The organism is Enterobacter cloacae complex sp. P6RS (assembly GCF_014982245.1).
Taxonomy (GTDB): domain Bacteria; phylum Pseudomonadota; class Gammaproteobacteria; order Enterobacterales; family Enterobacteriaceae; genus Enterobacter; species Enterobacter bugandensis.
This window is the reverse complement of sequence record NZ_JADCLB010000018.1, coordinates 348237-369538: the sequence shown is the minus strand read 5'-3', so window position 1 is coordinate 369538 and position 21302 is coordinate 348237. Positions and strand designations below refer to the sequence as shown.

General features: G+C 56.2%; 18 protein-coding genes and 1 tRNA gene. 14 read left to right on the top strand and 5 right to left on the bottom strand.

The window, feature by feature from the left end:
* The first annotated feature begins 188 nt into the window (after positions 1-188).
* The 9 genes from INF73_RS13095 to yejF all read left to right on the top strand — a co-directional run bounded on the left by INF73_RS13095 (position 189) and on the right by yejF (position 11781).
* Positions 189-1655, top strand: a complete 1467-nt coding sequence (locus INF73_RS13095) for a mannitol dehydrogenase family protein (RefSeq protein ID WP_193541958.1) — start codon at positions 189-191, stop codon at positions 1653-1655.
* 123 nt (positions 1656-1778) lie between these two features.
* Positions 1779-2765 (top strand): GTP-binding protein, encoded by a 987-nt coding sequence (locus INF73_RS13090; RefSeq protein WP_045259724.1) that lies wholly within the window; start codon positions 1779-1781, stop codon positions 2763-2765.
* A 33-nt stretch (positions 2766-2798) separates the two neighbouring features.
* Entirely contained in the window at positions 2799-3512 is a 714-nt protein-coding gene (locus INF73_RS13085; RefSeq protein WP_028013876.1) for a phosphatase PAP2 family protein, read from the top strand.
* 415 nt (positions 3513-3927) lie between these two features.
* Positions 3928-4497 (top strand): bifunctional murein DD-endopeptidase/murein LD-carboxypeptidase, encoded by a 570-nt coding sequence (gene mepS / locus INF73_RS13080; protein WP_028013877.1) that lies wholly within the window; start codon positions 3928-3930, stop codon positions 4495-4497.
* Positions 4498-4624: 127 nt separating this feature from the next.
* Positions 4625-6181: a cyclic di-GMP phosphodiesterase gene (locus INF73_RS13075; protein WP_028013878.1), complete on the top strand. Its 1557-nt coding sequence runs from the start codon at positions 4625-4627 to the stop codon at positions 6179-6181.
* 74 nt (positions 6182-6255) lie between these two features.
* Positions 6256-8061, top strand: a complete 1806-nt coding sequence (locus INF73_RS13070) for an extracellular solute-binding protein (protein ID WP_193541959.1) — start codon at positions 6256-6258, stop codon at positions 8059-8061.
* A 9-nt stretch (positions 8062-8070) separates the two neighbouring features.
* The gene (locus tag INF73_RS13065) at positions 8071-9165 is read left to right on the top strand and encodes a microcin C ABC transporter permease YejB (RefSeq protein WP_028013880.1); all 1095 of its coding nucleotides are present in this window, start codon (positions 8071-8073) and stop codon (positions 9163-9165) included.
* The gene (locus INF73_RS13060; protein WP_028013881.1) at positions 9165-10190 is read left to right on the top strand and encodes an ABC transporter permease; all 1026 of its coding nucleotides are present in this window, start codon (positions 9165-9167) and stop codon (positions 10188-10190) included. Before INF73_RS13065 ends, INF73_RS13060 begins: the two co-directional genes overlap by 1 nt.
* 1 nt (position 10191) lies before the next feature.
* The gene (gene yejF, locus INF73_RS13055) at positions 10192-11781 is read left to right on the top strand and encodes a microcin C ABC transporter ATP-binding protein YejF (protein WP_126326811.1); all 1590 of its coding nucleotides are present in this window, start codon (positions 10192-10194) and stop codon (positions 11779-11781) included.
* A gap of 3 nt (positions 11782-11784) precedes the next feature.
* Here the strand turns inward: yejF and INF73_RS13050 are convergent, their stop codons facing one another.
* The 3 genes from INF73_RS13050 to rsuA all read right to left on the bottom strand — a co-directional run bounded on the left by INF73_RS13050 (position 11785) and on the right by rsuA (position 14328).
* Positions 11785-12129, bottom strand: a complete 345-nt coding sequence (locus INF73_RS13050) for a YejG family protein (RefSeq protein WP_028013883.1) — start codon at positions 12127-12129, stop codon at positions 11785-11787.
* Positions 12130-12408: 279 nt separating this feature from the next.
* Complete coding sequence (locus tag INF73_RS13045) at positions 12409-13605, bottom strand: Bcr/CflA family multidrug efflux MFS transporter (RefSeq protein ID WP_048958051.1); 1197 nt, start codon at positions 13603-13605, stop codon at positions 12409-12411.
* Between the two features lie 15 nt (positions 13606-13620).
* Entirely contained in the window at positions 13621-14328 is a 708-nt protein-coding gene (gene rsuA / locus INF73_RS13040) for a 16S rRNA pseudouridine(516) synthase RsuA (RefSeq protein ID WP_028013885.1), read from the bottom strand.
* Positions 14329-14480: 152 nt separating this feature from the next.
* Between rsuA and INF73_RS13035 the strand changes: the two genes are divergently transcribed.
* A complete protein-coding gene (locus tag INF73_RS13035; protein ID WP_193541960.1) occupies positions 14481-16241 on the top strand; it encodes a DEAD/DEAH box helicase in 1761 nt (586 codons plus the stop codon).
* Between the two features lie 125 nt (positions 16242-16366).
* The gene (gene rplY, locus INF73_RS13030) at positions 16367-16651 is read left to right on the top strand and encodes a 50S ribosomal protein L25 (protein WP_028013887.1); all 285 of its coding nucleotides are present in this window, start codon (positions 16367-16369) and stop codon (positions 16649-16651) included.
* A 50-nt stretch (positions 16652-16701) separates the two neighbouring features.
* Here the strand turns inward: rplY and yejK are convergent, their stop codons facing one another.
* Complete coding sequence (gene yejK / locus INF73_RS13025) at positions 16702-17709, bottom strand: nucleoid-associated protein YejK (RefSeq protein ID WP_008500957.1); 1008 nt, start codon at positions 17707-17709, stop codon at positions 16702-16704.
* 134 nt (positions 17710-17843) lie between these two features.
* On the opposite strand from yejK, the gene INF73_RS13020 reads away from it, so the two are divergent.
* The 3 genes from INF73_RS13020 to INF73_RS13010 all read left to right on the top strand — a co-directional run bounded on the left by INF73_RS13020 (position 17844) and on the right by INF73_RS13010 (position 20000).
* Positions 17844-18071 (top strand): YejL family protein, encoded by a 228-nt coding sequence (locus tag INF73_RS13020; protein ID WP_014884596.1) that lies wholly within the window; start codon positions 17844-17846, stop codon positions 18069-18071.
* Positions 18072-18090: 19 nt separating this feature from the next.
* Positions 18091-19851, top strand: coding sequence for an LPS biosynthesis-modulating metalloenzyme YejM (yejM, locus tag INF73_RS13015; protein ID WP_028013888.1), 1761 nt, complete (start codon positions 18091-18093; stop codon positions 19849-19851).
* 72 nt (positions 19852-19923) lie between these two features.
* A tRNA-Pro gene (locus INF73_RS13010) sits at positions 19924-20000 on the top strand.
* A gap of 37 nt (positions 20001-20037) precedes the next feature.
* On the opposite strand, the gene INF73_RS13005 is transcribed toward INF73_RS13010, so the two are convergent.
* The gene (locus INF73_RS13005) at positions 20038-21225 is read right to left on the bottom strand and encodes an MFS transporter (RefSeq protein WP_193541961.1); all 1188 of its coding nucleotides are present in this window, start codon (positions 21223-21225) and stop codon (positions 20038-20040) included.
* Positions 21226-21302: the final 77 nt, after the last annotated feature.

Sequence of the window (21302 nt, the reverse complement as noted above, 5' to 3'; positions counted from 1 at the left end):
TTGTTATACCAATATGGGTTACTGCAATGACGACTACCATACATGTTTGCCGTGAAGGGTCAACACGCCGCCACACATTGATTGATCAAACTCACATAACGGGGATATTTACGGCTTACCAATTTTATTTGCTGTCATATAACTTTAGACTGGCATTGTTAATTAATGGTTAATCAGGTGTGTATTTCATGAAGACAATTGCCTCAACCGCCCTTCCAGCCCAGGTTCAACAACCGCGCTACGATCGTCATCAACTGCGCTCCCGCATCGTCCATTTCGGCTTCGGTGCGTTTCACCGCGCGCATCAGGCATTGTTAACAAACCGGGTGCTGAATGAAAAAGGCGGCGACTGGGGAATTTGTGAGATTAGCCTGTTCAGCGGCGACGTGCTGATGAGCCAGCTGCGCGCGCAGGATCACCTGTTTACCGTGCTGGAGAAAGGTGCTGAAGGAAATCAGCCGATTATTGTCGGGGCCGTGCATGAATGCCTGAATGCAAAGCTGGACTCTCTGCCCGCGATAATAGAGAAGTTTTGCGAGCCGCAGGTGGCGATTGTGTCGCTCACCATTACGGAGAAAGGCTACTGTATCGATCCCGCGACCGGTAAGCTGGATTTACAAAACGCCCGGATCGTCCACGATCTGGAAAATCCCGCTGAGCCGCATTCCGCGCCGGGGATCCTGGTCGAAGCCCTTAATCGCCGCCGCGAGCGCGGCTTGCCTGCGTTTACCGTGCTTTCCTGCGACAACATTCCGGACAACGGCCACGTGGTGAAAAATGCGGTGCTTGGCATGGCGCAAAAGCGCTCCCCGGCGCTGGCGGAGTGGATCGAGGGCCACGTGAGTTTTCCGGGAACGATGGTCGACAGAATTGTTCCCGCCGCGACGGAGGCCTCGCTTGCGGAGATCGCCGACGCGCTCGGCGTTGACGATCCGTGCGCCATAAGCTGCGAGCCGTTTATTCAGTGGGTAGTGGAAGATAATTTTGTCGCCGGGCGTCCGGAGTGGGAAGTGGCGGGCGTTCAGATGGTGCAGGACGTTCTGCCGTGGGAGCAGATGAAATTACGCATGCTTAACGGCAGCCACTCTTTCCTGGCGTATCTGGGGTATCTCGCCGGGTACGCGCATATTAATGATTGCATGGAGGACGCCACCTTCCGCGAAGCTGCCCGGCGGCTAATGCTGGATGAACAGGCGCCTACGCTGCGTATAAAGGATGTCGACCTGACTGCCTATGCCGACAGCCTGATTGATCGCTTTGCTAACCCGGCGCTGCAGCACCGTACCTGGCAAATCGCGATGGACGGTAGCCAGAAGCTGCCGCAGCGAATGCTGGATGGCATCCGCGTCCACCTTGAGCGTAAAACAGAATGGCCGCTGCTGGCGCTGGGCGTCGCTGGCTGGATACGCTACGTCAGCGGGTTCGACGAACGCGGCAACGCGATTGACGTTCGCGATCCCCTCAGCGATAAAATCCGCACGATTGTCGAGGCCAGCAGCGACGCCGACCGCGTCAATGCGCTGCTGGGGCTGAGCGAGGTCTTCGGTCACGATCTCGCGCAAAATAGCGTTTTCGCTGAGGCTGTCAGCCAGGCCTACCAGCGCATCACCCGCCGTGGCGCACGCCAGGCTGTTATTGAAACGTTAAATCTTTAGCGATTATTGCGCTTAATGCGAACGGACATTGCCTCCGTTCGCCCTCCCCCTTCTCATTGCGCCCGTTTTTCGCCAGGATAAGAGCATAGTGTTATAGCATCACAATTCTCTTGCGGAGCGCACGTGACCAAAACCAACCTCATCACCGGTTTTCTCGGCAGCGGTAAAACCACCTCTATTCTTCATCTGCTGGCGAATAAAGACCCCGCCGAGAAATGGGCCGTGCTGGTCAATGAATTCGGCGAAGTGGGCATTGATGGCGCGTTGCTGTCATCCAGCGGCGCAATGATTAAAGAGATCCCCGGCGGATGCATGTGCTGCGTAAACGGCTTACCGATGCAGGTAGGCCTCAATACGCTGCTGCGTCAGGGCAAACCGGACCGCCTGCTGATTGAACCTACCGGTCTGGGCCACCCGAAGCAGATCCTCGATTTACTGACCGCCCCGGTTTACGAGCCGTGGATCGATCTTCGCGCCACGCTGTGCCTGCTCGATCCGCGTCAGCTTCTGGATGAAAAAGCGGTGGCCAATGAGAACTTTCGCGATCAGCTCGCCGCAGCAGACGTTATTGTCGCCAATAAAGAAGATCGCGCCACGGCGGAAAGCCGGGCCGCGCTGGACGCGTGGTGGCAGCATTTCGGCGGCAATCGGACGCGGGTGCAGGCCACGCAGGGGAATATTGATAGCGCCCTGCTGGATCTTCCCCGCCAGAACCTGGCGCAACTCCCGGCCAGCGCAGAGCATGCGCATCACCATTCTGCAAAGCAGGGTCTGGCCGCGCTTAGCCTGCCGGAACACCAGCGCTGGCGTCGTAACCTTAACAGCGGTCAGGGGTATCAGGCCTGCGGATGGATTTTCGATGCCGACACCGTTTTCGACACCATCGGGATCCTGGAGTGGGCCAGACTTGCGCCGGTCGACCGCGTGAAAGGGATCATGCGCACGCCAGATGGGCTGGTGCGGATCAACCGCCAGGGCGACGATTTCTTTATCGAAACGCAAAACGTCGCGCCACCTGACAGCAGAATAGAGTTAATTAGTGCGGTTAACGCCGACTGGAATGCCCTGCAGTCCAGCCTGTTGAAGCTTCGTTTAAGTTCGGGCGGCTAACGTTGCCCCAGTTTTCACTCAATGCAGAACGTTATGACGACTCGAATTCCCCAGATACTACTGCTTAATGTCGCCGGTCTGGCGCTCTTTTTCTCCTGGTATATCCCGGTGAATCACGGTTTCTGGTTCCCGCTTGATTCATCCCTGTTTCATTTCTTCAACCAGGGGCTGGTAAAGAGTGACGCCTTTCTGTGGCTGGTGGCAATTACCAATAACCGCGCCTTCGACGGCTTTTCCCTGCTGGCCATGGGCTGCCTGATGCTCTCTTTCTGGCTCAAAGAGGATGACACGGGGCGTCGCCGCATCCTGATTATCGGACTGGTGATGCTTCTGGCTGCGGTGATCATTAATCAGCTGGCGCAACATCTGATGCCGGTAAAACGTGCTAGTCCTTCGCTCTCTTTCCCGAATATTTATCGCGTGAGTGAACTGCTGCATATTCCAACAAAAGATGCCTCGAAGGACAGTTTCCCGGGCGATCACGGCATGATGCTGCTTATTTTTTCTGGGTTCATGCTGCGCTATTTCGGTAAGAAGGCGTTCGCAATCGCCCTGCTTATTGTGGTGATATTTGCCTTCCCACGCGTGATGATTGGCGCGCACTGGCTGACGGATATTGTCGTGGGTTCCCTTTCCGCGGTGCTGATTGGTCTGCCGTGGGTTCTGATGACGCCTTTAAGCGATCGCCTAATTACCCTTTTCGATCGCTATCTTCCGCGTAGAAAGCAACAAAAATTGAACAAATAATTACCATTTTTTAACGTAAACTATCGGGGATCATCACGATCCCTGATAATGCCCTTCCCGCGATCTTTCTGCGCTGTCATATTCTTGTCATCACATTCGTGATAAAAATGAAGCAATTGCACGATTACGCGGCGGATCTGCCGCTATTTTGTGCAATGACAAATTTTTACTTTCTGTATCACAATTTCTTATAAAAAAAAGGCTCTTTTTACTCGCAATAGCCCTGGCAATCGGTTAATCTCGAACTCGTTTTGCCCCATGGAGATAATTATTTCGATGGTGAATAATTTTGTGCGCTGCACCACAAATGTCACCAGAAACAATTGTCTCAATGTGAACAGATAATTAGTCTCGTCACGTTTGGCATTTTTATAACGATATTTGTCGTTAAGGACTTCAAGGGAAAATAAACAAAATGGTCAAATCTCAACCGTTTCTGAGATATATCTTACGGGGGATCCCGGCGATAGCAGTCGCGGTACTGTTATCTGCATGTAGTACATCGAACACCGCAAAGAATATGCATCCTGAGACGCGTGTTGTGGGAATGGAAGATTCCTCTTCACTGCAAGCCTCTCAGGATGAATTTGAAAATATGGTACGTAATCTGGACGTGAAGTCCCGCATTATGGACCAGTATGCTGACTGGAAAGGCGTGCGTTACCGTCTTGGCGGCAGCACTAAAAAAGGCATTGATTGTTCCGGCTTTGTACAGCGTACCTTCCGCGAGCAATTTGGGTTAGATCTTCCGCGTTCGACCTACGAACAGCAGGAGATGGGCAAGTCGATTTCACGTACCAAACTGCGCACCGGCGATTTAGTGCTGTTCCGTGCAGGTTCTACCGGTCGACATGTGGGCATCTACATTGGTAATGACCAGTTTGTTCATGCCTCCACCAGCAGCGGTGTGACCATTTCCAGCATGAATGAACCGTACTGGAAGAAGCGCTACAACGAAGCGCGCCGCGTACTGACCCGCAGTTAATATGATAATTGTATCGTTGGTTATCCCTTGGCTGGCGATACAATAAAAAAAAGCACTGCTTCGGCGGTGTTTTTTTTTGCCCGTTACAATGAATACAATCAGCGGCAATTCAGGAACCACGACGTTTATGCTCACCCGCTACTTCTCCAGTCATCGAAAGATACTGTTCCTCAGTATCATTACCGGCCTGATCGCCGCCCTGCTCCTGGGTTCATTGCAATTTTTCTGGAGCTACCACAAGCGGGAAATCCGATTCGATACGTTGATCATGGATGTGCGCATCTACATGGAGAGCTATTTTGACGAGCTGAAAGCCTCCATCGACGTGCTCCAGCCGCTGACGCTCAATAATTGCCAGGATGTTAACGCGGAGCTGACCTCGCGCGCGGCCTTCAGCCTCAACGTACGCGCCTTCCTGCTGGTCAGAGACAAAATGGCGTTCTGCTCGTCAGCCACAGGGCCAATGAATGCCCCGATGGAGGAGCTGATACCCGAGCTGCACATCAACAAGCAGGTTGATATCGCACTGCTCCCCGGCACGCCCATGCTGCCCAATAAGCCCGCGATTGCCATCTGGTATCGTAATCCGCTTGTGAAGGACGGCGGCGTATTCACCTCGGTGAATCTCAACCTGACGCCGTACCTGCTTTACACCGCGCGCCAGGACGAGTTTGCAGGCATCGCGATCGTCATCGGCGACAATGCGTTATCCACTACCTCAAGCACGCTCGTCAAAGCGAAGGATTTACATGAAACGCCGGCGCGCACCGCGACGCTCAAAGACGTTCCTCTGACCATCAACCTGTACGCCGAGGAGTGGACGACCGATGAGATACTTTACGCCCTGTTCTTCGGGCTGGTGTGCGGGATTGCGGCAGGGTCGCTTAACTTCTACATCCTCACGACGCGTCTCAATCCGGGCAAAGAGATTCTGAGCGCCATCAAGCGCGGCCAGTTTTATGTGGTTTATCAGCCCGTTGTCGACGCCAAATCGCTCAGGATGACCGGGCTTGAAGTGCTGATGCGCTGGAAGCACCCGACCATGGGTGAGATCCCGCCGGACGCCTTTATCAATTTTGCCGAAGCGCAGAAGCTGATTGTTCCGCTCACGCTGCATCTTTTTGACCTGATTATTCACGATGCGCCAGTGCTACAGACCGTGCTGCCGCCGGGTGCCAAAGTGGGCATTAATATCGCGCCGGGGCATCTGCATGCGGAAAGCTTCAAAGACGATATGCGCACCTTCAAAGCCCTGCTGCCGCCTGATTACTTCCAGATCGTACTGGAAATTACCGAGCGCGACATGCTGAACCATCGGGAAGCTAACAGCCTCTTCGAATGGCTTCATAACGAAGGGTTTGAAATTGCCATCGACGATTTCGGCACCGGCCACAGCGCGCTGATTTATCTTGAACATTTCACCATGGACTACCTGAAAATCGACCGTGGTTTTGTCAACGCCATTGGCACAGAAACCGTGACCTCCCCGGTGCTGGATGCCGTACTGACGCTGGCAAGACGACTGAATATGTCGACCGTTGCGGAAGGGGTGGAAACACCGGAACAGGCGGCCTGGCTGCGCGAGCATGGGGTTAATTACTTGCAGGGTTACTGGATTAGCCGCCCGATGCCGCTGGAGCAGTTCCGCACGTGGCAAAATACGGTGTCGCCTGACGGGGAATAATTTCACATTGCCCGTGGCGTCACTTATTATTCAGCTTAACTGAGCCGGTCTGTAAAAGAGGGAGCCGCCGCGAGATGTTTATGCGCTTTATGTTGCTTTGGTTGGCAGTCGTGAGCCTGTCCAGCCAGGCGCAAACCATCAAAGAGAACATCGCGTTCGCCGTGATTGGCGAGCCCAAATACGCGGCCAATTTTACGCACTTCGATTACGTCAATCCTGCCGCCCCTAAGGGTGGAAAGGTCACGCTCTCGGCTACGGGAACGTTCGACAACTTTAACCGCTTCGCCCTGCGCGGCGTGGCCGCGGCGCGAACGGAATCGCTCTATGACACGCTTTTTGTCACGTCGGATGATGAACCCGGCAGCTATTACCCGCTGATTGCCGATAACGTGCGCTATGCGGATAACTTCGCCTGGGCCGAAATTACCCTAAACCCCCGGGCCCGCTTTCACGACGGCACGCCGGTCAAGGCCAGCGACGTCGCTTTTACGTTTCATAAATTTATGACCGAAGGCGTTCCCCAGTTCCGCATTGTGTATAAAGGCGCAACGGTGCGCGCCATTGCGCCCCTCACCGTACGCATTGAGCTGAGCGAACCGAACAAAGAGAATATGCTTAGCCTGTTCTCGTTGCCGGTGATGCCTGAATCGTTCTGGAAAAACCATAAGTTAAGCGACCCGCTCTCCACGCCGCCGCTGGCCGGTGGCCCTTACCGCATTACCGACTGGCGCATGGGGCAGTACGTGGTCTATTCCCGCGTGAAAGATTACTGGGCGGCTAACCTGCCGGTAAACCGCGGGCGCTGGAATTTCGACACCCTTCGCTATGACTACTACCTCGACGATAACGTGGCGTTTGAAGCGTTCAAGGCCGGTGCCTTCGATTTACGCGTGGAGAACAGCGCCAAAAACTGGGCGACCCGCTATATCGGCAAAAACTTCACGAAAGGCTACATCGTCAAAGACGAGCACAAAAACGAATCCGCCCAGGACACGCGCTGGTTGGCGTTTAATATTCAGCGCCCGGTATTTACCGACCGCCGCGTTCGGGAAGCCATTTCCCTGGCCTTCGATTTTGAATGGATGAACAAAGCCCTGTTTTACGGGGCGTACAGCCGCGCGAACAGCTATTTCCAGAACACCGAATATGCCGCGCGCGACTACCCTAAAGCCGACGAACTGCTCCTGCTGGCGCCGCTGAAAGCGGAAGTGCCGCCGGAGGTGTTTACCACGGTGTTTCAGCCGCCCGCTTCAAAGGGTGACGGCTACGACCGCGACAACCTGCTGAAGGCCAGCAAGCTGCTGGATGAGGCAGGCTGGCAGTTGAAGAACCAGAAACGCGTCAATGCGAAAACCGGCAAGCCTTTAAGCTTTGAACTGCTGCTCTCCTCCGGCGGCAACGATCAGTGGGTGCTGCCGTTTAAGCACAACCTTGCGCGGCTGGGGATCACCATGAACATTCGCCAGGTCGATAACGCGCAGATCACCAACCGCATGCGCAGCCGCGATTACGACATGATGCAACGCCTGTGGCCCGCACAGCCGTGGCCCAGCTCGGATCTGCAAATCTCCTGGGCCTCCAGCTACATCGACTCCTCGTACAATGCGCCAGGCGTAAAAAGCCCGGCGATTGATGCCCTGATTGCGAAAATTGTGGCGGCGCAGGGCGATAAAGATAAGCTCTTGCCGCTTGGTCGCGCCCTCGACAGGGTGTTAACCTGGAACTACTACATGCTGCCCATGTGGTATATGGGCGAAGACCGCCTTGCGCGCTGGGACAAGTTCTCCGTGCCTGCCGTGCGCCCTGTCTATTCTCTGGGCTTTGACACATGGTGGTATGACGTGAATAAAGCCGCCAGACTGCCCGCCGAGCGGCGATAAGGAATTATCATGGGTGCCTATTTAATACGCCGTCTTCTGCTGGTCATTCCCACGCTGTGGGCCATTATCACCATTAACTTTTTTATCGTGCAAATTGCCCCGGGCGGGCCGGTCGACCAGGCCATTGCCGCCATTGAGTTTGGCAACAGCGGCGGCATGCCCGGCGGCGGTGGAGAAGGCATGGGCGCCAGCCATGCGCGAACCGGCGTGGGGAATATCAGTGAAAGCCACTACCGCGGCGGGCGCGGGCTGGATCCTGAAGTGATCGCCGAGATCACCCATCGCTACGGCTTTGATAAGCCGATACACGAGCGCTATTTCAAGATGCTCTGGGATTATATCCGCTTTGATTTTGGCGATAGCCTGTTCCGCAGTGCGTCCGTATTAACGTTGATCAAGCAAAGCCTGCCGGTTTCGGTCACGCTGGGGCTGTGGGGGACGCTGATTATCTATCTGGTCTCTATACCGCTCGGGATCCGAAAAGCGGTGCATAACGGCAGCCGCTTCGATATCTGGAGCAGCACCTTCATCATCATCGGCTATGCTATTCCGGCGTTTCTGTTTGCCGTTCTGCTGATTGTCTTCTTTGCCGGAGGCAGCTATTTCGACATCTTCCCGCTGCGGGGGCTGGTCTCCGCCGATTTCAGCACGCTGCCGTGGTACCAGAAAATCACCGACTATCTCTGGCATATCACGCTGCCGGTGCTGGCGACGGTGATCGGCGGGTTTGCCGCCCTTACCATGTTAACGAAAAATGCCTTTCTCGATGAAATCCGCAAGCAGTATGTCGTGACCGCCCGCGCCAAAGGGGTCAGCGAGAAGCAGATTATGTGGAAACACGTTTTCCGCAACGCCATGCTGCTGGTGATTGCCGGATTTCCAGCCACGTTCATCAGCATGTTTTTTACCGGCTCGCTGCTGATTGAGGTGATGTTCTCGCTCAACGGTCTCGGCCTGCTGGGCTACGAAGCCACCGTATCGCGCGATTATCCGGTAATGTTTGGCACACTCTATATTTTCACCCTGATTGGCCTGCTGCTGAATATCATCAGCGATATCAGCTATACGCTGGTCGATCCCCGAATTGATTTTGAGGGCCGCTGATGCCGCGTTTAAGCCCCGTTAACCAGGCCCGCTGGGCCCGTTTTCGCCATAACCGCCGCGGCTACTGGTCGCTGTGGATTTTTGCTGTCCTGTTTGTCCTGAGCATGTGTTCGGAGCTGATCGCCAACGACAAACCGTTGCTGGTGCACTTTAACGACCGCTGGTACGTGCCGGTACTGGCTAACTACAGTGAAAGCGACTTCGGCGGCCCGTTTGCCACCCCGGCGGAGTACCAGGATCCGTGGCTGCGCCAGCAGATCGAACAGCACGGCTGGGCCCTCTGGGCACCGGTGCGCTTTGGCGCCAACAGCATTAACTTCGCGACCACAACCCCCTTCCCTTCTCCGCCGTCTGCGCAAAACTGGCTGGGAACAGACGCCAACGGCGGCGACGTGCTGGCGCGCATCCTCTACGGTACGCGGATTTCTATTCTCTTTGGACTGATGCTGACCGTCTTCTCCAGCGTAATGGGCGTAGTGGCCGGCGCCGTTCAGGGCTACTACGGCGGAAAAATTGACCTGTGGGGGCAGCGTATCATCGAAGTCTGGTCCGGTATGCCAACGCTGTTTCTGATCATTCTGCTTTCCAGCGTGGTACAGCCGGGCTTCTGGTGGCTGCTGGGCATCACCGTTCTGTTTGGCTGGATGGCTCTGGTGGGCGTGGTGCGGGCAGAGTTTCTGCGCACCCGTAATTTCGACTATATTCGCGCCGCGCAGGCGTTAGGCGTGAGCGATCGCGCAATCATCTTCCGCCATATGCTTCCCAATGCGGTGGTGGCGACCCTCACCTTCCTGCCCTTTATTCTGTGCAGCTCCATCACCACCCTCACCTCGCTGGACTTTCTGGGCTTCGGCCTGCCACTGGGGTCGCCGTCGCTCGGCGAACTGCTGCTGCAGGGCAAGAACAACCTGCAGGCGCCGTGGCTGGGCATCACCGCCTTTCTTTCCGTGGCCGTGCTGCTTTCGCTGCTGATTTTTATTGGCGAAGCCGTGCGCGATGCCTTCGATCCCAACAAGGCGGTATAAGATGACGCAGCCTCTTCTCAGTATTGATCGCCTGTCGATTGCCTTCTCGAAGCAGGGCGAGACCCGTACCGTGGTCACCGACCTGTCGCTGCAGATCCAGCGCGGTGAAACGCTGGCGCTGGTGGGTGAATCCGGTTCGGGCAAGAGCGTCTCGGCGCTCTCCATCCTGCGTCTGCTGCCCTCCCCGCCCGTGAGCTATCCGCAAGGGGATATTCTGTTCCACGGCAGTTCGCTGCTGCACGCTGATGAACATACCCTGCGCGGTATTCGCGGCAATAAGATCGCCATGATCTTCCAGGAGCCGATGGTGTCGCTCAACCCACTGCATACGCTGGAAAAACAGCTCTATGAAGTGCTGTCACTTCATCGGGGGATGCGCAAAGAGGCCGCGCGGGGCGAAATTCTGGATTGTCTGGAACGTACAGGCATACGCAACGCGGCCAAACGGCTGAATGATTTTCCGCATCAGCTCTCCGGCGGCGAACGCCAGCGGGTAATGATTGCCATGGCCCTGCTCACGCGCCCCGAACTGTTGATTGCCGACGAGCCGACGACGGCGCTGGACGTCACGGTGCAGGCGCAAATTCTGACGCTCTTGAGGGAGCTGCGTGACGAGCTGGACATGAGCCTGCTGTTTATCACGCACAACCTGAGCATCGTGAAAAAGCTGGCCGACAGCGTCGCGGTCATGCAAAACGGACGCTGCGTTGAACAGAATACCGCGTCCACGCTGCTGAACGCGCCGCAGCATCCCTATGCGCAGCGCCTGCTCGACAGCGAACCTTCCGGCGACCCGGTGCCTCTCACGGCAGACAGCACACCGCTGCTGCGCGTCGATGATTTATCCGTCTCGTTCCCGATCCGCAAAGGCGTTCTGCGGCGCATCGTTGACCAGAACCCGGTGCTGAAAAATATCCGCTTCTCGCTGCGACCGGGTGAATCCCTGGGGCTGGTGGGCGAATCCGGTTCGGGGAAAAGCACTACCGGTCTGGCGCTGCTGCGCTTAATTGCCTCTCAGGGCGAGATCCTGTTTGACGATATGCCGCTGCACCGCTGGAACCGCCGCCAGATGCTGCCCGTGCGGCCCCGCATGCAGGTGGTATTTCAGGATCCCAACTCCTCGCTTAACCCGCGCCTCAGCGTGTTGCAGATTATCGAAGAGGGCCTGCGCGTTCACCAGCCTGGCCTGAGTGCGCAACAGCGGGAACAGGAGGTCATGCGGGTGATGGCGGAAGTGGGCTTAGATCCCGACACTCGCCACCGCTACCCTGCGGAATTTTCCGGCGGACAGCGCCAGCGTATCGCCATCGCCCGCGCGCTGATCCTAAAACCGGAGCTGATTATTCTGGATGAACCGACCTCGTCTCTGGACAGAACCGTACAGGCGCAGATCCTGGCGCTGCTCAAAGGGCTACAGGAAAAGCACCGGCTGGCCTATATCTTTATCAGCCATGATCTACAGGTGGTTCGGGCGCTATGCCATCAGGTGATTGTGCTACGACAGGGTGAGGTGGTCGAACAGGGTGATTGCCAGCGCGTATTTACTGCGCCAACGCAGAGCTACACGCGCCAGCTGCTCGCGGCAGACTAGCGCTTAAAACGGATACTGGCCGGAGAAAGGTTCAGCAATCGCAACGCCAAAATTTTTCAGGCGGCAGGTCGCGGCGAATTCGTCTTGGCTTTTGACAAACAGGCACGGCTCCCCTTCGCACTCCAGTACGGAGCTGTCCACTTCGATATCCGTCAGGGCCTGGCTGAGACGCTCCATCACCCGCCACGCATTTTCGTCGCTCGGGCTCAGCAGCTTGAGCGCCACCAGGCAATTCTCACAGCCCGCGACGCTTTGCGGAATCGGTTCAACTTTCGAACCTGCAAAACCCGCCGACCAGCGATAGCTCTGGGGCAAGCGATGGACAATGGAGAGTTGTAATGTATTCACGTTCGTTCCCCGGAAGCAAAATTTACTTCACAATTTATTTACATTTATAGTAACACATCATCGCCAACCTGCACTATTCAGCGCTTTTTTATCGGTATCGAGGCTCGCGTCGGCGCTATATGTACCCGTTTCTGCGATCTAACTCAACCTTTTTGAATACAATGATGTGACTTTTTACATAAATAGATTTTACATAAAATAAACAAACACGGAATAAACGAACGCGAGTTTGGTTGATATGCGTCAACAAAAAAGGCCCTTTCGGGCCTTATCTGCGCGTTAGTGCGCCGCTTTTCGCGGCCGGCTCGCGTAAAGACAGAAAAGCACAGAGCTGGTTGCGCAAAAAGCCATCGCCCACAGCATAGGCCAGGCCGTAGTAAAGGTCGCCATAGAGAGTAACGCCCCGACGATGGCACCAATCCCGAAGCGGAAGGTTCCCGCCAGTGACGATGCGGTTCCCGCCATGTGCGGGAATTCGTCGAGGATCACCGCCATCGCATTGGACGAGATCATCGACACGCAGCCGACAAAGGCCGCCACGCCGATCACCAGCGCCCAGAAGCCCACGCCCAGAAACGCGCTCACCACCAGCCAGACCGCCATCACAAACTGGATCCACAGCCCGGCGCGGAACATGTTCAGCGCGCCCACCCGCCGGACAAAGCGGCTGTTAATGATGGTCAGGACAAACAGGAAGACGATATTGAGTGCAAAATAATAGCCAAAGTGCTGCGGCGAAACGTGGTTCAGTTCGATATAGACAAACGGCCCGGCGCTCAGGAAGGAGAACATTCCGGCGAAGCTGAACCCGCTCGCCAGCATGTAGCTCAGCACCCGCTTGTGGCGAAACAGCGAGGCAAAGTTGCCTATCGTGGTTCGAATATGAAATTTCTGGCGGCGCTCGACGGGCAGCGTTTCATCAATAAAGAAGAAAATCATCGCCGAGGCCAGCAGCGCGGCCAGCGCCAGGATCCAGAAAATCGCGTGCCAGCTAAACCACACCAGCACCGCACCACCGGCCATCGGTGCCACCAGCGGCGCAATCGTCGTCACCAGCATGACGAACGACATCATGCGGGAGAACTCTTCTTTCGGGTAGATATCACGCATCAGGGCGTTGATCACCACGCTCGCGGCAGCGGCGGCCAGCCCGTGCAGGAAGCGCATGATAATCAGCTGATCGATACTCTGCGCCAGCGCACAGGCGACCGCTGCGGCCGCAAAGACCAGCGTCCCGCCAAGAATAACCGGCTTACGCCCCAGGCTGTCGGCCATTGGGCCATACAGCAGCTGTCCGAGCGCGAAACCGAGAATATAGGTGCTGAGCGTCATCTGCGCGCTGCCTGCCGGTACGCCAAACTGGGCGGAAATCACCGGCAGCGCAGGCAGATACATGTCGATAGACAGCGGCATCAGCATCGCCAGCAGGCCAAGAATGAAGACAATTTTGAACGACGAGTGTGGCCTGGTGGTCACAGGGTTCTCCTGAAATTAGTGCGAAGGCAGACCGACGCTGGCAATCTCTTCTTCCGTCAGCGGACGATATTCACCGGGCGCCAGGTCGGGATCGAGCGCAATCGCACCGATGCGTTCACGGTGCAGGCCCACAACGTGGTTACCCACGGCGGCAAACATGCGTTTCACCTGATGGTAGCGTCCTTCGCTGATGGTCAAACGGACCTCCGTCGGGGTGATGACCTCAAGCACGGCGGGTTTGGTCAGATCCTTTTCATTATGCAGTTGAACGCCTTTCGCGAATTGCTCTGCCGTGTCATCCGCAACCGGTGACTCCAGCGTGACCAGATAGGTTTTCTCGCAGTGGTGGCGCGGGGAAGTGATGCGATGCGACCACTGTCCGTCGTCGGTCATCAGCACCAGACCGGTAGTGTCGATGTCGAGGCGGCCCGCGGCGTGCAGCTTATGCGCCACCGGCTCGTCGAGGAAATAGAGCACCGTCGGGTGATCCGGATCGTCCGTTGAGCAGACATAGCCTTCCGGCTTATTGAGCATGAAATAGCGGGGACCGTGCTGCTGGGTCAGCGGATTGCCGTCGTACTCAACCTGATGGTCAGGCTGCAGTTTGAACGCGCTGTCTCGCACAATGTCGCCATCCACGGTAACGCGGTTGGCGCGAATTTCGCGCCCGGCAATAGCGCGGCTTACGCCGAGTTGCTGAGCGATAAACTTATCAAGTCGCATGAAATCTTTTTAGCCTTAATGGTGCTGGATGTCGGACCGTGCGTCCGAAAAAAGAAGCAGTCAGGAACGGTTCAGTATAATGGTCTGGTTGCGCCACTCAAGGGAAAAAGTTTCGTGGCATACTATATGCGGATTAACGAAACCGAGACCCCATGACTTTTACACTTCGTCCCTATCAGCAGGAAGCCGTTGACGCGACGCTCGCCTGGTTCCGTAAACACCGGGAACCGGCGGCCATTGTCCTCCCGACCGGTGCAGGCAAGAGCCTGGTCATCGCCGAACTGGCGCGCCTGGCGCGCGGTCGCGTGCTGGTGTTAGCCCACGTCAAAGAGCTGGTGGCGCAAAACCATGCCAAATATTGTGCGCTGGGGCTGGAAGCCGACATTTTCGCCGCCGGGCTGAAGCGCAAAGAGAGCCACGGCAAAGTGGTTTTCGGCAGCGTACAGTCGGTGGCCCGTAACCTGGATCTGTTCCGCAGCGAGTTTTCGCTGCTGATTGTCGACGAATGTCACCGCATCAGCGATGACGACGACAGCCAGTATCAGCAAATCCTCACTCACCTTAAAGAGGTGAACCCTCACTTACGCCTGCTCGGCCTGACGGCAACCCCGTTTCGTCTGGGCAAAGGCTGGATCTACCGCTTTCATTATCACGGCATGGTGCGCGGCGACGAGAAAGCGCTGTTCAGCGACTGTATCTATGAACTTCCGCTGCGCTACATGATTAAGCACGGCTACCTGACGCCGCCCGAGCGGCTGGATATGCCGGTCGTGCAGTACGATTTCAGCCGCTTACAGGCGCAGAGCAACGGGCTGTTCAGCGAGGCGGATCTTAACCATGAGCTGAAAAAACAGAAGCGGATCACGCCGCATATCATCAGCCAGATTGAAGAGTTCGCGCAAACGCGTAAAGGGGTGATGATTTTTGCTGCCACCGTCGAACACGCGCGCGAAATCACGGGACTGCTACCCGCTGACGACGCGGCGCTGATCACTGGCGAAACGCCCGGCCCGGAGCGCGACAGGCTGATTGAGGCTTTCAAAGCCCAGCAGTTCCGCTACCTGGTGAATGTCTCCGTATTAACCACCGGGTTTGACGCCCCGCACGTCGACCTGATTGCGATTCTGCGCCCGACGGAATCCGTCAGCCTGTATCAGCAGATTGTCGGCCGTGGCCTGCGCCTGGCGCCGGGCAAAACCGACTGCCTGATACTGGATTACGCCGGCAACCCGCACGATCTGTACTCCCCGGAAGTGGGCGCGCCAAAAGGCAAAAGCGACAACATGCCGGTACAGGTGTTTTGCCCGGCCTGCGGCTTTGCCAACACCTTCTGGGGAAAAACCACCGCCGACGGCACGCTGATTGAACACTTTGGCCGCCGCTGTCAGGGCTGGTTTGAGGATGATGAGGGACATCGCGAGCAGTGCGATTTCCGCTTCCGCTTCAAAAACTGCCCGCAGTGCAACGCCGAAAATGACATCGCCGCCCGCCGTTGCCGCGAGTGCGACACGGTGCTGGTGGACCCGGACGACATGCTGAAAGCGGCGCTGAAGCTGAAAGATGCGCTGGTGCTGCGCTGCTCCGGCATGGCGCTGCAGCCCGGCGCGGATGAAAAAGGCGAGTGGCTGAAAATCACCTATTACGATGAGGATGGCGCTGACGTGAGCGAACGGTTCAGGGTTCAGACGCCTGCCCAGCGCACGGCATTTGAGCAGCTGTTTATCCGGCCGCATACCCGTACGCCTGGCGTGCCGCTGCGCTGGATAACCGTGGCGGATATCGTGCATCAGCAGGCGCTGCTGCGCCACCCCGACTTCGTGGTCGCCCGTAAGAAAGGCCAGTTCTGGCAGGTTCGCGAGAAGGTCTTTGACTATGAAGGTCGCTTCCGTCGGGCAAATGAATTGCGCGGTTAACGGGACTTTTCATTGATGTGCGGGGCATTTGAGTATAAAATGCCGCCCGCTTCACATCCGTGGGGCAGAACACTCACCTGCTGCTGGGTCGCCTGTAGTAGGGTTTTAAATACAGAGAGAAATCAATGTTCACTATCGAAGCAGAAGTACGTAACGTGCAGGGTAAGGGTGCGAGCCGCCGCCTGCGTAACGCTAACAAGTTCCCGGCTATCGTTTACGGTGGCGAAGCTGCTCCAGTTGCTATCGAACTGGATCACGACAAAGTGTGGAACATGCAGACTAAAGCTGAGTTCTACAGCGAAGTTCTGACCATCGTTGTTGGCGGTAAAGAAGAAAAAGTGAAGGTTCAGGCTGTTCAGCGTCACGCGTTCAAGCCAAAACTGACTCACATCGACTTCGTTCGCGCGTAATCGCAAACCTGTCGAGAAAACCCCGCTTCGGCGGGGTTTTTTTATGGCTGCTATTTACCGCCAGAGGTGCGGCGCTGAAGCTGATCGCGCAGGTTCGGCGGCGTGCCTTTGATGGTCAGGGTATCGGTGGCCGGATCCCAGAAGATGCGTTCCCCCAACAGCATGGCGTCAAAGTTGATGGTTAACCCGCCGCCGCTGCCGGCAAATTTGGTTAACTGACGCAGCGTGCTGCGATCCGCCGGGAAGCTCTCCTCAAGCTCATAGCCCTTCTCCGCGGTGAATTCCTGGAAGCTCACTTCGCTGACGCCCGCCAGCTCTTTTGACAGGGACTCCAGCTCAATCTCTTCCCCCGCCTGCAGCTGCTCGTTGCAGTAGCTGTAAACCTGCTGACGCACGGTCTGGCGTTCAGATTTATCGAGTTGCGCTTCCGCCGTGAAGTCATCAACGGCCTGCAGCAGCCCTTTGTTCTGCGCTTTGGCGTTCAGGCCTTCGCTGGCACCGAGGAAGTCCATAAAGAAATCCGCCACTTTGCGGCCCACCCGCCCCTTCAGGAAGGTGAGGTAGCGGGTCGACTCCGGGTTAGTTTCCCACTCGGTCAAATCAATGCGCGCCACAATATCCGCATGGTTGATATCCAGATAGTGCGTTGAGCTGATGTCCAGCTGCTCGTTCACGCGCATGCTGCTTAAGTTATTCAGCACGGTAACCAGCAGGTACTCGACCGCCAGGTAACGATAGTGGCAGAACAGGACAATACCGCCGTCGGCGAACGGATATTTCGCCAGCTCGTCGCGCAGACGCCCGGTTGCCGCGCGGCTAAACGCCAGGAAATCCTCTTCGCCCTGACGCTGCAGGCGCAGGCTATCGGCCAGCTCACTCTCTTCGCTGAACAGACCATAGGCTTTATTTTTAGCGCTGTAGACGCGATGCAGCTCTGCCATCATTTCCACAACGGTTGCCGTGGGTTCCAGTAACGAATCGCGTAGCACCACTTCAAGGGTTTGCTCATCACGCTTGATAAGCTGGTGCAAGGCAATCTGGTTGATTTCCAGACTCATGATAAACTCTCCTTTTAGACCGGGCGGTATTCAACCACCACCAGGACATGTGTGCAACAACAGATAAAAAAGGGGAAAAAAAGCTGTTGCTACGGTAATATGTTGCCCTTTCATCAACAAACTGATTTTGATTTATGCCACAACATTCCCGCTACAGTGATGAACACGTTGAACAACTGCTCAGTGAGCTGGTCAACGTACTGGAAAAACATAAAACGCCGACCGATCTCTCCCTGATGGTTTTGGGAAATATGGTCACCAACCTTATCAACACCAGCGTTGCTCCGGCTCAGCGTCAGGCGATCGCCAAATCTTTCGCCCAAGCGTTACAGTCATCCGTCAGCAACGACCAGGCCCATTAAGGGAAACGAACAACAGTTTATGGTGACGAATCGTCAGCGCTACCGTGAAAAAGTCTCCCAGATGGTCAGCTGGGGACACTGGTTTGCCCTGTTCAACATTCTGCTAGCGACGGTAATTGGCTGTCGTTATCTGTTTGTCGCAGACTGGCCCACAACGCTAACCGGGCGTATCTACTCCTGGATAAGCGTTGTTGGTCACTTTAGCTTTTTGGTATTCGCCACCTATCTGCTGATCCTGTTTCCTCTGACGTTTATCGTCATGTCGCAGCGTTTGATGCGGTTCTTGTCCGCAATCCTTGCGACGGTGGGGATGACGCTGCTGCTTATCGACAGTGAAGTGTTCACCCGGTTCCACCTGCATCTCAACCCTATCGTCTGGGAACTGGTGATCAACCCCGACCAGAACGAAACGGCCCGCGACTGGCAGCTGATGTTCATCAGCGTTCCGGTGATCCTGTTGATCGAGATGCTGTTTGCCACCTGGAGCTGGCAAAAGCTCCGCAGCCTGACCCGACGCCGCCATTACGCGAAGCCCGTCGCCGCGCTCTTTTTCGTCTCATTTATCAGTTCGCACCTCATGTATATCTGGGCGGATGCGAACTTCTATCGCCCTATTACCATGCAGCGCGCTAACCTGCCGCTCTCTTATCCGATGACGGCCCGTCGTTTCCTTGAGAAACACGGCCTGCTTGATGCCCAGGAGTACCAGCGCCGTCTGGTCGAACAGGGTAATCCGGAAGCGGTTAGCGTGCAGTATCCACTGAGCGATCTGCGCTATCGCGATATGGGTCGCGGGCAAAACGTCCTGCTGATTACCGTCGATGGCCTCAACTATTCTCGTTACGAGAAGCAGATGCCTGCGCTGGCCGATTTCGCGAGTCAGAACGTGTCGTTTACCCAGCATATGAGTTCAGGTAACTCAACCGATGCGGGTATCTTTGGCCTGTTCTATGGCATTTCTGCCGGATACATGGACGGCGTGCTGTCTGCGCGCATTCCTGCGGCGCTGATCACCGGGCTTAATCAGCAGGGCTATCAGTTAGGGCTGTTCTCATCGGACGGCTTCAACAGTTCACTGTACCGCCAGGCGCTGCTCTCTGATTTCTCACTGCCTGCCGCGCAGAGCCAGTCTGATGCCCAGACCGCAAACCAGTGGATAAACTGGCTGCAGCGCTACGCGCAGGAAGATAACCGCTGGTTCTCGTGGGTGGCCTTTAACGGCACAACGCTTAACGACAGCAACCAGGCAGGCTTTGCGCGCCGCTACGGCCGCGCGGCAAGCGATGTTGACGCACAGATTGGCCGCGTGCTTGACGCGCTACGTGAATCAGGCAAGCTTGATAATACCGTCGTGATCGTGACCGCGGGGCATGGCGTACCGTTAGGCGACGAGACGAAGAGCATGAGCTGGTCACGTCCAAACCTGCATGTTCCGCTGGTGATCCACTGGCCGGGAACGCCGGCGCAGCGCATCAATATGCTCACAGAACATAAAGACGTCATGACGACCCTGATGCAGCGCCTGCTGCACGTCAGTACGCCAGCAAACGAGTATTCGCAGGGGCAGGATCTCTTCAGCGCCACGCGCCGCCATAACTGGGTGACTGCAGCTGACGGCAACACGCTGGTGGTGACCACGCCGAAGCTGACGCTGGTGCTGAACAGCAACGGGAACTATCAGACCTATAATCTGCAGGGTGAACGGCTGAAAGACCAGAAACCACAGCTGAGCCTGCTGTTACAGGTTCTGACGGATGAGAAGCGCTTTATCGCTAACTGATTAATAATAAACCAGTTAGCGACGGATTCCCTTGCATTCGAAACGGAATCGAGTAGTATTCTTTCTATGCGTCGGCACGTAGCGCAGCCTGGTAGCGCACCGTCATGGGGTGTCGGGGGTCGGAGGTTCAAATCCTCTCGTGCCGACCAAAAACACATTGAAAACCAGCCTTTTACGGCTGGTTTTTTATTTTGCCTCGTCCGGTGTTTTGCGCAGGTACACCAGCGTAACCAGGCAAATCACGGCTCCGGCATAAAACGTATATTCCGCGCCAAACGTTTCCCAGATGGCCCCGGCGCCCAGGCTGGCGACTAACAATCCCACGCCGCTAACCAGACTAAAAATGCCGTAGGCGGTACCGCGCAGATCCGCAGGTGCTGTTTTTGCGATCATTGCCGCCAGCAGCCCCTGCGTCATCCCCATATGCACCCCCCAAAGCGCAACGCCCAGAAGCATTCCAGCCCAGTGGGTGCTTAGCGCCAGCACAATATCTGCCCCAATCAGCATCACCAGGCCCCACTGCAGTAGTCGGGTGTGGCTCATCCCGTCCGATAACTTGCCAAACGGATAGGCTGAAAGGAAATAGAGCAAATTCATGGCCACCATCACCAGCGGGATCAGCGCCAGCGGCACCCCCGACTGCTGTGCGCGCAGGACAAGAAAGGCTTCACTGAAACGTGCGAGCGTGAAGATGGCGCCCAGGCCAATAACCCACCAGCAGCCTTTCCCGAGACGCCTGAGGTTCTCTTTTTTGATGGGGTTCGTGCGTTTATGTTCGACGGGCGTTTTCGGCTCATGCAGGCCGAAAAAAAGCAGCGCCACGGCGAGGACGCCGGGGATCACCGCAATCCAGAAAATCGTGCGGAAATCATCGTTCCACAGCAGCATTAAGCCTACGGCCAGCAGCGGCCCGAGAAATGCGCCGACGGTATCCATCGACTGACGCAGCCCAAAGGCCGCGCCGCGAAGTTCCGGCGGCGTAACGTCAGCGACCAGCGCATCGCGCGGCGCGCCCCGGATCCCCTTCCCTACCCGGTCGATTAAGCGTGCCCCCAGAATCATGCCCGACGAAGAGGCGATAGCGAACAGCGGCTTACTCAGCGCGCCAAGACCGTAGCCCAGGACCGCCAGTCCTTTACGTTTACCCAGGTAGTCACTGATGGCACCGGAAAAAACTTTGATAAACAGCGCGGTGGCTTCAGCCAGGCCTTCAATCAAGCCAATGAAAATCACGCTGGCTCCCAGCGTCGTGACCATAAAGAGCGGCAGCAGGCTGTGAATGATATCCGAGGAGATATCCATCAGCATACTGACCCCACCTACAACCCAGACGCCTTTCGGGATCCGGCTGAGCGTTGCAAACCGGGATAACATTGAACATCTCCTGCTTTATGTCGAACGACCTTGTTCGACACAGAATACCCTGGAAATGCGAATAAATATCATCACAT